The sequence below is a fragment of the Advenella mimigardefordensis DPN7 genome (assembly GCF_000521505.1).
Lineage (GTDB): Bacteria > Pseudomonadota > Gammaproteobacteria > Burkholderiales > Burkholderiaceae_B > Advenella > Advenella mimigardefordensis.
In genome coordinates, this window is the sequence record NZ_CP003915.1 from 3,683,132 (window position 1) to 3,698,847 (window position 15,716).

Annotated in this window: 13 protein-coding genes, 1 tRNA gene and 1 pseudogene; all 15 read right to left on the minus strand. The window is 54.1% G+C overall.

What is annotated here, in order from left to right; all coding sequences use genetic code 11:
• Nucleotides 1–47 precede the first annotated feature (47 nt).
• Nucleotides 48–426, minus strand: a pseudogene (locus tag MIM_RS17020) (DUF1016 N-terminal domain-containing protein); the annotation flags it as partial.
• A 75-nt stretch (nucleotides 427–501) separates the two neighbouring features.
• Nucleotides 502–1,593: a redox-regulated ATPase YchF gene (ychF, locus tag MIM_RS17025; RefSeq protein ID WP_025373966.1), complete on the minus strand. Its 1,092-nt coding sequence runs from the start codon at nucleotides 1,591–1,593 to the stop codon at nucleotides 502–504.
• 392 nt (nucleotides 1,594–1,985) lie between these two features.
• A complete protein-coding gene (locus tag MIM_RS17030; RefSeq protein WP_025373967.1) occupies nucleotides 1,986–3,449 on the minus strand; it encodes a surface lipoprotein assembly modifier in 1,464 nt (487 codons plus the stop codon).
• Nucleotides 3,450–3,470: 21 nt separating this feature from the next.
• Nucleotides 3,471–4,322, minus strand: a complete 852-nt coding sequence (locus MIM_RS17035; protein WP_025373968.1) for an energy transducer TonB family protein — start codon at nucleotides 4,320–4,322, stop codon at nucleotides 3,471–3,473.
• Nucleotides 4,312–4,740: a biopolymer transporter ExbD gene (locus tag MIM_RS17040; protein ID WP_025373969.1), complete on the minus strand. Its 429-nt coding sequence runs from the start codon at nucleotides 4,738–4,740 to the stop codon at nucleotides 4,312–4,314. The genes MIM_RS17035 and MIM_RS17040 overlap by 11 nt, the downstream gene beginning before the upstream one ends.
• Nucleotides 4,741–4,744: 4 nt before the next feature.
• Entirely contained in the window at nucleotides 4,745–5,563 is an 819-nt protein-coding gene (exbB, locus tag MIM_RS17045; protein WP_025373970.1) for a tonB-system energizer ExbB, read from the minus strand.
• Nucleotides 5,564–5,729: 166 nt separating this feature from the next.
• Nucleotides 5,730–6,608: a transferrin-binding protein-like solute binding protein gene (locus tag MIM_RS17050; RefSeq protein WP_144084673.1), complete on the minus strand. Its 879-nt coding sequence runs from the start codon at nucleotides 6,606–6,608 to the stop codon at nucleotides 5,730–5,732.
• Nucleotides 6,609–6,888: 280 nt separating this feature from the next.
• The gene (locus MIM_RS17055) at nucleotides 6,889–9,162 is read right to left on the minus strand and encodes a TonB-dependent receptor domain-containing protein (RefSeq protein WP_052342333.1); all 2,274 of its coding nucleotides are present in this window, start codon (nucleotides 9,160–9,162) and stop codon (nucleotides 6,889–6,891) included.
• A 2-nt stretch (nucleotides 9,163–9,164) separates the two neighbouring features.
• On the minus strand, nucleotides 9,165–11,222 hold the full coding sequence (locus MIM_RS17060; protein WP_025373973.1) for a prolyl oligopeptidase family serine peptidase: 2,058 nt from the start codon (nucleotides 11,220–11,222) through the stop codon (nucleotides 9,165–9,167).
• Nucleotides 11,223–11,228: 6 nt separating this feature from the next.
• Entirely contained in the window at nucleotides 11,229–12,077 is an 849-nt protein-coding gene (locus MIM_RS17065; RefSeq protein WP_025373974.1) for a ChaN family lipoprotein, read from the minus strand.
• A 287-nt stretch (nucleotides 12,078–12,364) separates the two neighbouring features.
• Nucleotides 12,365–13,105 carry a CPBP family glutamic-type intramembrane protease gene (locus MIM_RS17070; protein WP_025373975.1) on the minus strand — a complete coding sequence of 247 codons (741 nt, stop codon included), beginning with the start codon at nucleotides 13,103–13,105 and terminating at the stop codon, nucleotides 12,365–12,367.
• Nucleotides 13,102–13,707 (minus strand): aminoacyl-tRNA hydrolase, encoded by a 606-nt coding sequence (gene pth / locus MIM_RS17075; protein WP_025373976.1) that lies wholly within the window; start codon nucleotides 13,705–13,707, stop codon nucleotides 13,102–13,104. Before pth ends, MIM_RS17070 begins: the two co-directional genes overlap by 4 nt.
• A gap of 135 nt (nucleotides 13,708–13,842) precedes the next feature.
• Entirely contained in the window at nucleotides 13,843–14,487 is a 645-nt protein-coding gene (locus tag MIM_RS17080) for a 50S ribosomal protein L25/general stress protein Ctc (RefSeq protein WP_025373977.1), read from the minus strand.
• A 104-nt stretch (nucleotides 14,488–14,591) separates the two neighbouring features.
• Complete coding sequence (locus MIM_RS17085) at nucleotides 14,592–15,542, minus strand: ribose-phosphate pyrophosphokinase (protein WP_025373978.1); 951 nt, start codon at nucleotides 15,540–15,542, stop codon at nucleotides 14,592–14,594.
• Between the two features lie 96 nt (nucleotides 15,543–15,638).
• Nucleotides 15,639–15,715: transfer RNA gene (locus tag MIM_RS17090), tRNA-Gln, on the minus strand.
• Between the last annotated feature and the right edge of the window lies 1 nt (nucleotide 15,716).

Genomic DNA, 15,716 nt, shown 5'->3' on the forward strand with positions numbered 1-15,716 from the left:
TTCCATTTTCTTCCAGTCTTCGTGGTTCAAAACATTACGGAGCCCCCGGCGCGCTGGGCGTAGGCCAGGCGTTGCTCTGGCTGCTTCTGCCTGACCAGCAACATCAGTTGTGGCCCCAGGGCAATTGTCCGGCCAGGCGTCGGCGAAGGATCGCATGTACATCAGGTTGGCGCGAGAAAAGCCCTTCATCTCGGGAAAAATTGTCCTGAGGTCGTGCGCCAACCGCACAATGACCTTAGCTCCCCAGCCCTGCTCGGCCTGCCGTTGCAGAATGTCACAGCCGATCTGCCAGTAGAGCATAATCAGTTCGCGGTTGACTACTAGTGCGGCCCGCTGCCGGGCACTGCAGATGCAATTCTTCAGCTCGCTCAACCAGTTGGCGTAACCCTCAGGAGCGGGGACCAGGGACAGGGGCTTTTCGCTCATTCTGTCACCCCGCTGGTGGCCTGGAGCGCGGCTAGCAGTTCGGTTTTCGGCGCCACCTGGATCCATCAAAAATCGTCAGACGTTGAAAAGGAAATTCAGCACGTCCCCGTCCTTGACCACATACTCCTTACCCTCAGCGCGCATTTTGCCGGCTTCCTTGGCACCCTGCTCGCCTTTATGCGTAATAAAATCTTCATAGGCAATGGTCTGGGCACGGATAAAACCGCGTTCGAAGTCGGTATGAATCGCTGCAGCGGCGCGCGGAGCGGTGTCGCCCACATGAATCGTCCAGGCGCGTACTTCTTTCACGCCGGCGGTAAAGTAGGTTTGCAGACCCAGCAGACGGAAAGCAACGCGAATCACGCGGTTCAGGCCAGGCTCTTCCATGCCCATATCGGCCAGGAAAACATTTTTATCTTCATCGTCCAGATCGGCAATTTCTGCTTCGATCGCGGCACATACGGCCACGACAGGTGCATTTTCCTTAGCAGCAAACTCCTGCACGGCGGCCAGATGCGGGTTGTCGGTAAAACCATCTTCTTTCACGTTTGCCACATACATGGCAGACTTGGCCGTAATGAAACAGAATGGCTTGATCAGGTCCAGGTCTTCCTTGTCCAGGTTCATGGAGCGAATGGTGCGGGCTTCATTCAGCACCGGAATGATTTTTTCCAGCAGCGCCGCCAGTTTCTGCGCATCCTTATCGCCGGCACGGCCCGTTTTCTGGGCGCGTAACAAGGCCTTTTCGGCGGAGGCCATATCGGCCAGCGCCAGCTCAGTATTGATCACTTCGATATCGGAAATAGGATTGACCTGACCCGCCACGTGAATGACGTTTTCATCTTCAAAGCAGCGCACCACATGAACAATTGCATCCGTTTCACGGATATTGGCCAGAAACTGGTTGCCCAGGCCCTCACCCTTGGAGGCGCCTGCCACCAGGCCGGCAATGTCCACAAACTCAACGGTGGCTGGCAGAATGCGCTCAGGCTTGACCACCTCGGCCAGCTTATTCAGACGATCATCGGGCACTTCAACGATCCCGACGTTGGGTTCGATGGTGCAGAACGGATAGTTTTCCGCCGCGATGCCCGCTTTGGTCAGGGCGTTAAAGAGCGTGGATTTGCCCACGTTGGGCAGTCCGACAATCCCACATTGAAGAGCCATTGAATTTCCTTAGATAACAAGCACACACGAGCCGGGCGTCGGTTCCATAAGAAGGATCCGGTCAGCGAGACGTCGTATGTTTAGAATAGGTCGCAGTTTACAGACAAAACGTAAAAATACTCACGTTTTTTACGATGTTATGCGCGTTTTTGCAAAAAACTGATTGTAACCCTGTCTGGTGTATTCCTACACCGATTGACGCTCTGAACAACAAGAATGATCAGGTACGCAGACGCGTGCTGGACCAATAATCGGGACTATTCCACGCTCCACACTTCTTACAGTAATACGAACAACGAAAAATGTTATCAAAAAAATAATTCCAGGCAAGATGGATACGACTCACCTAACCGGGTCTTACAGATCAGTCGCCCATCTCGAACACTACATCTTCAAAACCGTCGGCTCACGTCAACAAAGACGCGGGATTTATCGAACTGGTAAAAGGCATGATTGCTACGCACGGATTGATAACTGAACGTCAGGCGCGGCGTAAAGCCGAGAAAGTGCAGACCACGGTGCCAGACTGACAACTGCGCAACGGTTTCCTTGTTTTTCTGCCTTTGCGCAAGAAACAGCCGGTACCCCTCGTATTTGCGCTGGCTATAACTGATCTGTAAATAAGTCGATATTCCCAGCGGCCAGTCCTGGCCCCACCCTGCCCGTGCGTTCCACAAGTGGAAAGCATGCGCCTTGTCCCGGGCGCCCTTGCGATAATAATCCACCCCGGCATTCCAGAACCGGGCTGCACTGCTCAGATAGAAAGCTGTGTTCGACCAGAGCAACGTGGTTCCATCCAGGTACGATTGGCGATTAAAGCGCTCCCGCCCCCATTGCAGTTGCGTGCGCCACTGCCAGTGTGAATTGAACCAGTAACTGGCCTGCAGCGCCAGCCCGGTAAAGGCGGAATATTGTTTCAGAGAATCGCTCGTTGCCCGCCCGCCTGCATACCACTTCTTTTCGTACATCGGGCCCAAACGAATATCGCGGTTACCGGTCTGCCCGCCGAGCGACCAACTGACAGTTGCATTCGATTCACTATATTGTCGATTTGAGAAGTACTGCTTGCCACCGGTCTCGATATCAACACGGTTATAGTATTGGTTTCGCAGAGGCAAGCGGCGCCCCAGTTGTATCCGGTATTGTGCACCGGAGGCGGATTCCGGCTCCCATGCACGAAAACCATAAAGCGTTGTATCCGGCCTGGGAGCATTGTTGACGTTATCATCCCGGATATACGACAGCCCGCCGCTGATGTCCCATTGATCCCGTTGGTGAACAGCCTCAATATAACGATTCACTGCATGTGTTGCCGAAGCGGGTAAATTCATGGCGCGAATCCGCTCGAACTGGTCCAGCGCCGCCTCGTCCTCATGGTTCAGAAACAGAGTCGTAGCCAGTTGCATGCGCACCGGCAGGTTCTGCGGTTCACGCGCGAGCGTATCGCGATACATCCGGATCGACTCGTCATAACGCCGTTGTCTGCGTGCCATCATCGCCTCTCCCCACTGAATCAGGCGGGCATCGGCGTCAGGCTGCTGCCGATAATACGGTAATAATTTCAGCACGACCTCTTCCTGATTGGCCGAAAGCGCCTGTAACAGCACCTTGAAAAGCAGCCCGGGATAACGGGACAATTCGGCGGCACCGAGTCGCAACGTGCGCGGTGTCCGCATTGCAGTATCAGCACCGTTCCCGGGCTCATCCCGCAATGGGGACACCATGGCCGCGTTCACATCAAACTGCTGTTGCGGGATCAGCGCAGCAGGAACCGGTAGCTGGCGCGCCTGCGCACTCACACTGATTATCGGCAACAGGACTGACAGAATCCGTCTCAACATGGCAATGAATGACAAATGAAATTAATCCGGTGTCCGTCACATCCGCTGACGTGTCCGGTATTCTCTGACGTTGAACTCGACCGGGATATTTAATCGCAACTGATTCATCGTGCGAATAATATGCGCGGGTGGCCGGGGAATAGGTGATTTGCGTCTGATCGCCTGCAAGGCATGGCGGTCCAGTATGGCATGGCCGCTGGAGCGTTTCAGTTGCACTGAACGTATATTCCCCTGACGATCAATGGTCACGGTAGTCAGCACAACCCCCTCGATGTGTGCCGCCAGTGCCTGCGCCGGATATCCATGATTGCGCGCCAGATAACCTAACACACGTGCCTGCCAGCTATCGTCATTGCCTGTATCGCGACTCTGGCTATCATAAGGGGCAGATATCTCGCTGGCCTCGCCCGGGGGCGCGACAGCGGTCCGTGAGGCCGATGCCTGCGCGTTTGCATCGGCGACCGAATCGGGCTCTTGGCGATGCCGAACCACCTTCTTCGTGACCTTCTCCACCTTTCTATCTGCCGTCTTACGCTGTCGGGAACGCTGACGCTTCACGACGATTTCCGGTTCCGACGCCCGCGGTGAATCATCCACATTAACCTGCGTATCTGATGCCGTCTCAGGCTGGGGGTCTGGCTGAGAACGCATACTCGGCGTCACCACCTGAGGCGGCCCGACAGGCAGGACACGTTGAATCCGGATGGATTGCGCCTGCGCCGAGAACTGCATCATTACAGCAGCAGGAGCCGTCTGGATGACAGGAGCTTGCCCGACACGCACCCATAAAAACAGCGCCAGCAGATGCAGGGCAAGCGCGACCAATAGCCCTGCGGCCCACCGCAGCACTTCGCCGCGGTCAAACCAGGACGGAGGATCAATTAGCATCGCCGGCTTCCTGCTCGTCCAGGCCCACCAGCCCCAGCTTAAGATATCCTGCCTGGCGCAGGAGATTCATCAATTGCATGACCTGGTCATAGGCAACTTCCTTGTCGATTTGCAGAAAAACGATCGTTTCACGATTGCCTTGCGTGCGTTGCGTCAACCCGTCGACCAATTCTGTCATCTGCACAGGCTCAGCATCCAGATACAGTTCATGTTGCCGATTCATCGACAGCATGACCGGCTTTTCCTGAGCAGGTGGCACACTGTCCCGGGCAACGGGTAGCGTCAACGGAACGCTGACGGTCGCCACAGGAACCACCACCATGAAAATCACCAACAACACCAGCATCACATCGATAAAGGGCGTGACGTTAATGTCACTGATTTCCGACTCCTGCTGCACAATATCGTGAATACGCATATTCCTACCTCAATGCCTCAGATCGCAGTGCCTCGGCCTGTTCCCGGTCCAATACGGAGCGCCCCAGAGAAACGTCACGCTTGAACAATAAGAACAGCATCGCGACCAGATTTCCCAGCTGCGCCTGATAGCGATTGAGTCCGCGCAGAAACAGGTTGTACAGCACCACGGCGGGAATGGCTGCGACCAGGCCAATAGCCGTCGCAAACAGGGCCTCGGCGATTCCCGGTGCAACCACGGCAAGACTGACGTTTTTGGCGCTGGCAATGCCAATAAAACTATTCATAATGCCCCAGACGGTACCGAACAGGCCAACAAAGGGGGCCACGGAGCCAATCGTTGCCAGTGGACCAATGCCGTACCGCAATCGCTGCAGTTGCTGATCTGCCCGACGTGCCAATCGGTATTCAATGCGATCTTTCAGGTCGGTATCGATAACCCCCGACGACAAGGTGATTTCATCAGTTATTTCGCGAACCAGCAGCGGCATCTCATGGGTTCGTCGCCAGTGACCGGCTACGTCTCGGCACAGCGCCAGAGAAGGAATATCTGATAGCCATCTTTGTTGCCTGCGGATACGATGCGTAGCCAGAGCCAGTTGTGCTGCCTTGACCACACAAATCGTCCAGGTCAATAAGGAACACAGCAACAGCACAATAATGACCCCTTGCACAACGGGGTGGGCAGCTTCGTATATCCCCATGGGAGAGAATTCCCCATTCAGTACGCTTGCAGGTTGCTGCAGCGTCAGTTGCATGCCTTGCTGAACGTCCGGATTATGCAAGCCCGTCAATGCTTGCGCATGCGCTCCTGTTACGCACATACTTATAAAGCCTGTTAGCACAGACAGAGGAGTGGAGGACAATCGTTGCATGTCGTAATCCTGTATCGGTAAAAGAGTAGACGAGGCGCCGAGCACAAAGGCTTCGCGCGCCTTGAAACAGTATCTGTAAAAAAATGAATGAATCGTAGTCGTCTCAATCCGCGTTTTAGCGGCGGCTTGCCCCGAACATCAGACGGTCCTCTCCCCCGCCGATCTGGCCGACGACCTCTTCGGCATTAGGACCAGCAAAGATCCCTCCATACTGAGTGATCGTCTGCTCCGTGTCACCGTCCATCACGGCCACATTGTCGGTAATACTGCGCGGGAACTCACCCGGGGCTTCTGCCGGTATCCCGCCAAATCCCACCGCACCGTTCTCGAACTGAACAATTTTCGTAGGTTTGAGAATCAGATCAACCTTGGACAACGCGATCCCTCGTTGTGTAGGATTGTCATCGTCATCCGTATACCGCCAGTGATATTTTGTCAGGCCATCGAAACGCGTATTTCCCACTACGCGCCCACTGATCATTTTTTCTGCAAAATCCACATTCAGGTTAATATCGGCAACGGCCTGCTCCTGCGGCGTATTGCCTTTGACACCGTCTCGGTAACCCAGCACATGTCCTGTATACGTCGCCGTACCGGACTGTTGATTGAACTGTTCGATTGTCGTGGGCTGGGCGACATAAAATGCGAGTGCTTCTTTGCTGATCTCGTCGTCCGCATAAGCATACGGATTCGCGTTGAAGGCAGCCATGAAGGTACCATAGCTGGAATAGGCCTGATTGACGAACTGAAAGCGCCCCATGACGCTCCCATCATCGCCCGTCAATTCCACATGCTGTACCTGAGCGGGATCAATCTGCGTGCTGCTAGCCAGAACATTGGCAGCCACCGTGCTATCGCGCAGGGATTTATTGTCAGACGTGTTAGCCGACAAATTGTAATGTATCGGGCCGCTCATATATTGTACGATTCCGCTGGTCTCGTTCTTGACGGGAGAAAAGGTATTCCCTCCCTCGGCCGAAGGAACCATACTCAAGCCACGAGCATCCAGCGCTAACACAGCAGGCTTCGGCTCAGGTGTAGGTGCTGGCTCTGGTGATGGCTCAGGCTCGGGTGGTGGCGTTGTACCAGGCTTGCTCTCTGGGGATTCAGGCGTCTCTTCCTGGCTAGCTGCATCGTTTTTTCCGGTTGCGTCACTGGCGGTTTTTCATCTGCTCGCCTGAACGAATTGGAACCAGATGAACATCCGGCTAATCCGCAAGTGACAGCGATTAACGTCACAAGGCATACTTTCATCTTAGTTAAACTCCATTAAATCAATAACGAATTTCCGCACCAACAAAAACAGTCCGCCCCCGTGCCGTATTACTGTAGCTGTAGCGATAGTCTTCCCCGACCTGAGAAAGCGTAGAATTCAGCGAGTTCAGGGCATCGATATAGTTGCGATTGGTTAGATTCTGCACACTGGCTTTTAACAGGACATGTTTGTTAAGCTGATAGTTGGCAAAGACGTCAATCACAATGGGAATTTTCGGCAATGTCTGGAGCTCATCCTGATCTGCCAGATCTTCTCCCATGGGGAGCATCCGTTTAGCCTTGCCTGTGTATTTGAAGGTGGAACCCAGCGCCAGATCCCGATCCAGGAATCGTCCGCCAAGAGTCAGGGTGCCGTAATGTCGCGGCAGTTCCGTCACCCCGACTGTCCCGAAGCCAAGTCCCGTCTTGCCTGTTGCATCGACAGGCAAAGGGGTTTTCTGATAGCTGTACGAAAGATTGGCAAATACAAAACCTGCATCGTAGTTCAGATTGACTTCCACACCCCGATGCCGAACCGGCCTGGCAGCATTGGTATAAATCTGCGCATGAAATCCGGGATTGATATCCTCATCCAGATCAGTCGTCAGCCCGCCCTGACTACGCAGAAAAAAAGAACGGCTATGAATGTAATGTTTGATATCGGAACGATAGGCGACCAGCTTGAAGCCCAGATAATCATCATCAGTCAATACGCCTTCGCGTGAGGTGTTAAAACCGATCTGCCAGGTTTTGGCCTGTTCGGGTTTCAGGAACGGATTCATGGATCCCCCACCTTCATTGTTGAAGAAAACTTCCTGGGGATTGGGAATTCGGGTATTTCTGGAGAAACTGACGAAAGGCTTGAACCAGTCACTTAAATCGGCCGAGAACATCGTTGAAAAGTTCAACGCTTTGCTCACCAGTTTCAGATTGGCAGCGTAACTCGGAAAGCAGAAGCCGCTGCTGCCCGCACTGTCGCAGGCCGGTTTGTAGCCCCGCACCACGCCGCGGGTAAAAGTCAGATTATTATTCAGAGAATAAATACCATGGCTCAGTGTTGTGTCCAGATAGGCACTACTGAGCGTCTGTTGCCCGGATGGCGAGAATGCCGTATACGTATCATTATCCTGATTCATCGCCGAGGCACTGCGCTCGTAGCGATTGCGCAAGTGGCTGAAACCATATAGCAGCTTAACGTCAATATCACGCCACTCGAAATAACTCGTATTATGCAGATTCAGGTACGTTGAATCATTGCGTGTCCGCGCCTCGGTAAGCATCCAGATACTGGTGTCATCGTTAAAAACTTGCCGGTTTTTGGTTCTGGCCGCCAGAAAGCCCAGATTCACCCATTGCGATTGCGGGGTAAACGCATAGTCCAGACTTACACTATCGCGCCTGGCCTGACGGCCGCCCACATTATTACGATAGCCCGATCCAGACACCACAAACCGGTGATCGCTGCTCGGGCTGAATTCAAATTTACTCAGCCAGGACCGGGGACGCTGATCCAGTCTCCTGACAAAATCATTTTCACTATATTGCTGGCCATTGCCATCTTTATAGTTCGCGCTCAGGCGACTGCCGCTATAGCCAGCAATCGCGCCAATACGTCCTGTTTCCCACAATGAGGTGCGCAACCCGAGCGTTACCATATTGCTTTCGCCCATCCCATTACTTGCGGCAGACAGCTTTGAAAGTATGCCAAAACGGCGTCCTTCCTGAACAACATCATCCACGCCCAATGTACGCAAATTGGCAGAACCGGCTACGCCGTTGACGCCTGCCGCACCGGACGCAAACCCTCGGGTAATATCGACACCCACCAGAAAATTCTGATCAATCATCGTACCGAACTGGCTGCTTGGTCCATAGCCGTTACCGTCTTCCTCGTGATAGCGGCTGCCGGAGTTGGATGAGGTACCGTAAAACGTTTGCGGTACGCCATCGACCATGGTGTTAACCCGCCCGAAACCGCTCAGACCACGAATATTCACATTCAGGGTTCCCTGGGTCGGATCAATGTTGGTATAGGTCCCAGGCAAGGCGCGTACGACGCTATCGAGGGAATCGAATTTCTTATTCTCTCCGACTACGCTCACGGCGCCGGGCGTCTCGAACGATCTGCGTTCAGGCTTGCTGCTGTCGGCGGAAATTTGCAGACTGTCAAAATCCAGTGTCTCTGTATCCTCCTGGGCGAGGACCGGGCAGACAGGCAAAAGCACACTGATCCCAAACAGAGCATTAAAAAACGGTTTGCATTTCAGGGGAAAAAAGTTATTTCTGATCTTCATTTTCACTCTTGAACTTGCTGGCGACGATTCATCCGATCCAGCTTGAGGATGAATTGGTAGGACATAATATTGCGAGCAACCCGATCAACGGACCCAGCATGCCCCGCATCAGGTTCGGTAAACAGAAAGGTGCTATTTTCATTACATTTGTTATTACGTAACTGTCCAAGAAAATCGCGCGCCTCCCGGGATGGTGTCCTGGCATCATGGGCGGCGGCGATCATCAGTATGGGCGGGTAACAAGTCGACGCCACTGTACGAGACGGGCTGTAGGAATCAATATAGGCAAGATCATCGCTATTGCCCGGCCTCCCCCATTCGGCTCGCTCCAATTCCCCAAAGCGGGGCTGATCCTGTGCCATCACACCTGAGACATCCAGAAACGGAACCTGCAAAATGACACCGGAATAAAGGCTCGGCGCCTGAATCATACTGGCTGCCACCAGCAGTCCTCCCGCGCTCTCCCCCATTGCGTAGGTACGGTCGTATGCATGAAAGCGCCGCTGCAAATGGCGCGTTACATCGACAAAATCATTGAAACTGTTTTTCTTGTTTCTGCCTCGTCCCTGGGCATGCCATTCTTCGCCCAATTCACCGCCGCCCCGCACATGAATCATGGCGTAGACGAACCCTCGGTCAAGCAGGCTTTTGTAGGACGTCCCGTATACCGGGGACAGGCTGAAACCGTAAGCGCCATACCCTGTCACCAGCAACGGCGCGCCCGCCTCTGGCGTATCCGACGTGCGCCAGATCAGTGTCACGGGTATCTTCACCCCATCACGCACCGGTATATGCAAATACCGGGTCTGATATGCCTGTTGCTCTTTCGGCCAGTCGGTCAGCCACTGCTCCCTGGCCATATCAAACGACACACGCACAGGCGGCACGGTGGGCGAGGTATAGCCAAGAACAAGCACGTTACCGCTACTGCCTGTCGGCATCCAGACTTTATAACGATGATCCGGGAAAGGTACCTGCCGCACCCGCTGTCGATCGCCCTTATGCCAATAGCGAAGCGCTGAAACGCCCTGCTCTTGTATCCGCAATATCACCCAGTCCCGCAACACCTGAAAACCTTCGACGTGCGCAGAAGCGTCTGGTGTATATATTTTTTTCCAGTAGCCACGTCGATCCTGTGCCAGATATAAAGCAAAACGACCATCCTGATTGGATCGCATATAAAAGCCGTCGGCCGCATGATCCACCAGATTATCAGCCTGAGGCTTAAGGCCATCCAGTGTCAGAAGAAAAGGCGTTGCCGAAGACAGATCAATCAACTTCACATCCGTACCGGCGCCGGTGTCCTCGGTTAGAATCAGATAACGCCCGGAGGAAGCGGCAGCGATGCTTAGCCCGCTCGCATGCGACACGGCCTGATACACTTGCCGTTCTGTCGCACCCACTGGCTGGCTCGTCGTCTCTGCGCCAGGCACCTGATGCCAGATCAGTGCAGACGCCCCTCCGTTTTGACCTGCCTGAATGTAATAGAAAGAACGCGAATCGCCCGCCCACACCAACTCGCCCACGCTTTGATGAGACGCCTGGTCGATCTGTCGGCCTGCCTCAATGTCCCATACCGATACCCGGTACAGATCATCATCAACAAATGCTTCCGGCAAAAGTGCATAACGGTTGTCCGGACTGATAACCGGTGTGCGCATGACATAAAAGCTAGTCGTTAATGAAACCCCATTCTGCTGCTCACCCGTACCAGTCCGGGTGCGCGAGTCAATCACTGGCAACCAGTGTTTATGGCTGGCGTCGAAGCGTTCGATAGTGATGTGCCGCCCATGCCTCTGCTTGCGATATTCAATACCATTCACCGTCCAGGTCTCTGGTCTTTGGCCCTGCTGCCTGCGAGCGTGCATCTCCGCAGCCAGTTGGCGGCCTAATTGTTTTTCTGATGCCAGATAACGCTCAACCCGCTGGTTTTCTTCTCGTTGCTGAGCTGCAACCAATGAGGCCGCAGACTGTAGCAGCGCCTGATCGTCAGGTGAAAATGCGCCACTCACCCCCAGTCCGACCACGCAACAAACGATGGCAAATAGAACGATACGCATGATTGACTAGTTGATGACCCAGAAATAATCAGCCTGATCAGCATCACGACCATCGAACGACGAGACCAGCATGATCGACACCACTTTGCGCTGACCGTAATCCTGCAAGTGCAGCGGCACGCCCAGCTTCTTGTTGACATGGACATTCCCAGCCAATAGAACCACCGGCTTGGCGTTTCTGACCAGCGATTCTGCCATCCGGCGGTCTTTGAATTGTTGTGCCTGAACGAGCGCCTGTACGGGTGTGTCAGACTCAAGGTGATGGCCACTGACCAACTGACTTAATGCCTCGTGCACCTCAGGCGCAGTGGATACCCGTCCCTTGAGGGGCTGCGCGCCTTTTGCAATGATGGCCAATTCGGTCTGGTCCAAATTGGCGCCGATCATTGGGATCTGCTCGCGCAGCATCCACATCACCAGAGAACGATATTGCGCCCAATCCCAGGATGCCGGCCATTCCAGGCCGGCTTTGATTACGCTCGCATCTGTTGCCGGATCACGCCTCAACTGTTCTTGCGCCGTGCGCTGGGCCTGGATAAAGGCCGCCTGCTTCGAACTGGGCAGCATTTCCAGTGCCACAGCACGAATCGCACGATGACGATGCAAGGCTTGCAGCAACGCCAGCTGGGCCTGATGATGGCGTACATCATCATGTTTTTCCCCAATCAGAAGGACGTCATATGATTGCAGCGCATCTATCCATTGCGCAAAGGTTAAATGCTGCTGTTTTTTTGCACTATAGACTTGAGTGTGCCCAATTTCGAACGGGTCAGGGCTGACGCAGGCGGTCAGCAAGGCACCACATAACAGCGCCGAACACAAAACGTTGACTTTCTTTAAAACAAACCACAGCACGATACAACTAGCCTTCTGCAACCCGATCAAATTCGTTGCAGAAAATAACAAATAGAAATGAAAATAATTATCAATTATCTTCTAGTTATTAAAATTAATAAATATCTAAACTGTGCTATCGCTTTAAAATTAACAATAATTAACTTTGTCTGACTTTAATACGAAACTAAATAGCGAGGGCCATCATTCTGTATTTTTAGTCAAAGATATCCGAGCAACCTTCTTGGTGTGTATATGCAAGCAGTCTTGCATAGCGCTGTCGCAGGTGCAGGCGCAGGAACCGCAGCCTACCGCCCCTGCAACATCAACCAAATCAGCAGCAACGGCCCGCCGTTGAACATCATGTGCATCAGGATGGACGTGCCAATCCCTGCGCGAACCCGCATCCAGGCGAGCACCAGCCCGGTCATCCATTGCGGCATGACCATGATCGGGTACATCCACAACGGCGTTTCGTTCAGTTTGAAATTGTTCAGATGCACAAAGGCAAACACCAGCACCGACGCATGAAAAATCCACGGAAACCATTGCACATAGTATCTGCGTATGCGCCATGGCAGCGCTTCGTCATTACCAGTCAGCCCCCGAAACCTGAGCGTGGCCAGCAATGCCAGCACCAGAATGTATGCCCCGACACTGAGCCATGACGGTCCTGAAAACACCACCATCGCCATCACCGGTATCACCCACAGAATAGCGCGAGGATAGCGCAGGCTATAACGAAACAGCATTTCTTCGACCAGCGGCGCCCATAGTACTGCCATCATCCAGGGAATATTATCCGGGTCCAGCCGGTGCTGCGCACCGCCGCTTTCTGCCGCACTCAGGGCCAATGGCGCCAGAACGAACAGATTCACAAACCATAACAGCGCCACCCAGGACAGCATGCGGGCGAAACGGACATTGGGATACCAGTCTCGCCACCATCCCGAGCCACCACCCCGCTGGGCGATGCGAGGCGTAAAGCGTGGCCTGCGTACAAACCGCAGGAACCGCTTGAGATCAGCCCCGAAGGTTCCGGTACTCATGTGCGTGCCTCGCGCGCAGCGGCAAGACGCCGGGAGGCGGCAGCAAAGTCGCCATCCAGCAGCGGCCCGAGCACCTGTCTGGCACTGTTGATTTCATTGTCGATAAGCGGCATGTCATCTTTGGCCGGCATGGATAGTACGTAATCGGCCACGCCCTGAGCCATACCTCGGCTTCGCGGATGGCCGATGCCCAGCCGCATGCGCCAGTAGTCGGCCGTGCCCAACGCAGACTGAATGTCACGCAACCCGTTATGACCGGCATGACCGCCGCCTTTTTTCAATTTGACATCACCGGGCTGCAGATCCAGTTCGTCATGCAGCACCAGCACCTGAGCGGGTTCGATTTTGAAGAATCGCGCCACCGCGCCCACAGACTGGCCTGAGCGGTTCATGTAGGTGGCAGGTTTGAGCAGATAGACGGCCTCGCCGTCGTGACGCGCACGCGCCAGTTGTCCGAAAAAGCCGGTTTCCAGTGTGAACTGGGTTTTCAGATCGTCGGCATAGTGATCGGCAAGCCAGAACCCCGCATTGTGACGCGTGGCTTCATACTGCTGGCCAGGATTTCCCAGCCCGACAATCAGACGGATAGGCAACGAAGCCATTACACAATTTCCCTGCAGTTTACGAAACAAACCCCCGAAATGCGAATGCACTGCGGGGGTGTACCAACTTCATGGCCTGACCGGCAAGGCCGGCCCGCGTTACCCCGCCATCAGGCAAGGTAACACATTCGAGACTTACTTAGCGTCGTCTTCGGCAGGCTTGTCAGATTTTTCTGCTTCGGCGGCGCCATCAGCTTCAGCGGCGTCGTCTTCAGCAGTCTCTGCAATAACCGTTGCGGTTGCCAGCACAGGACTTTCTTCGCCCACACCAACGAATTCAACACCGGCTGGCGCTTTAACGTCAGACAGGTGAACAACTTCATTCGCCTGCAGATTGCCCAGATCTACTTCGATGAACTGTGGCAGGTCTTTAGGCAGGCAGGTGATCTCGATGTCGTTCAGCACGTGCGAAATGGTTGCGCCTTGCTGTTTAACGGCAGGAGATTCGTCACCGTTGATAAAGTGGAAAGGAATGCGGGTTGTCAGTGCTTCGTTGGCATTGACACGCTGAAAATCCACGTGCAGCACTTGGGGTTTGTAAGCATGCCATTGTACGGCGCGTAACAGAACGTTCTGTTTTTTGCCGTCGAGCATCATGTCCAGTACGGACGTGTGGAATGGCTCTTTACGCAGTGCGTGGAAGATTTCATTGTGGTCAAGTTCGATGCTTTGCGCTTCGCCTTTTCCACCATAAACAATGGCCGGTACACGGCCGGCGCGACGCAGGCGGCGGCTCGCACTCGATCCCTGAACGCTACGCGTGGTGGCTTCAAATTTCATGGAGAACTCCAAATAAACAATACCGTTGACGGTATTTTCAAAAAGGCTGAACCGGCTGGTTCAGCCACCCGACCCGTTGCCGCGACCAGCAACGGATCAAATACTTATTCTACAAACAGTGAACTAACCGATTCTGCATGGGAAATGCGCAGAATGGTTTCACCCAGCAGTGATGCACTGGAAAGCTGACGGATACGCGCGCAATCGGCGGCTTCCTGAGACAGCGGAATGGTGTCGGTCACAACCAGCTCGTCCAGCTCGGACTCGGCAATACGGCCCACCGCGCCGCCAGACAGCACAGCGTGCGTACAATAGGCGTAAACGGCGCCGGCACCACGCTCTTTAAGCGCAGCTGCGGCCTTGCACAAGGTACCGGCAGTGTCGACCATGTCATCCATAATGATACAGGTACGACCATCAACCTCACCGATGATATTCATCACCTCGGATACATTGGCGCGCGGGCGACGCTTGTCGATAATCGCCAGGTCTGCTTCCAGCTGTTTGGCCAGTGCGCGGGCACGAACCACACCACCAATGTCGGGGGACACAACCACCAGATCCTTGAAGTTGCGCTGACCGATATCGGCCAGCAGCACGGGAGAGGCGTAAATGTTGTCTACGGGAATATCAAAAAAGCCCTGGATCTGATCTGCATGCAGGTCCATGGTCAGCAGGCGGTCAACGCCCACACTTTGCAGCATATTGGCAACGACTTTTGCCGTGATGGCTACACGGGCCGAGCGCGGCCGGCGATCCTGCCGGGCGTAACCGAAATACGGGATGGCGGCGGTGATCCGGCCGGCAGAGGCACGGCGCAGTGCATCGACCATCGTCATGATTTCCATGAGATTATCGTTGGTTGGCGCGCAGGTGGGCTGCAACACGAATACATCGCGGCCCCGCACGTTTTCCAGGATTTCCACCATAACTTCACCGTCAGAAAAACGACCAACGGTCATTTTACCTAGCGACATGTCCAAATGATTAACGACGTCTACGGCAAGCCTTGGATTGGCAGTGCCGGTAAAAATCATGAAATTAGTATTGGTCATGATGACTGGAATCGGTGAAGTGAATAAAAAAACCGTGATAAGCACATACCGGTTTATAGCGGCTTATTCACGGTTTCCGCACATGCAGTACGAATTTGGCTGGGGCGGAAGGATTCGAACCTTCGCATGCTGGAATCAAAATCCAGTGCCTTAACCAGCTTGGCGACGCCCCAA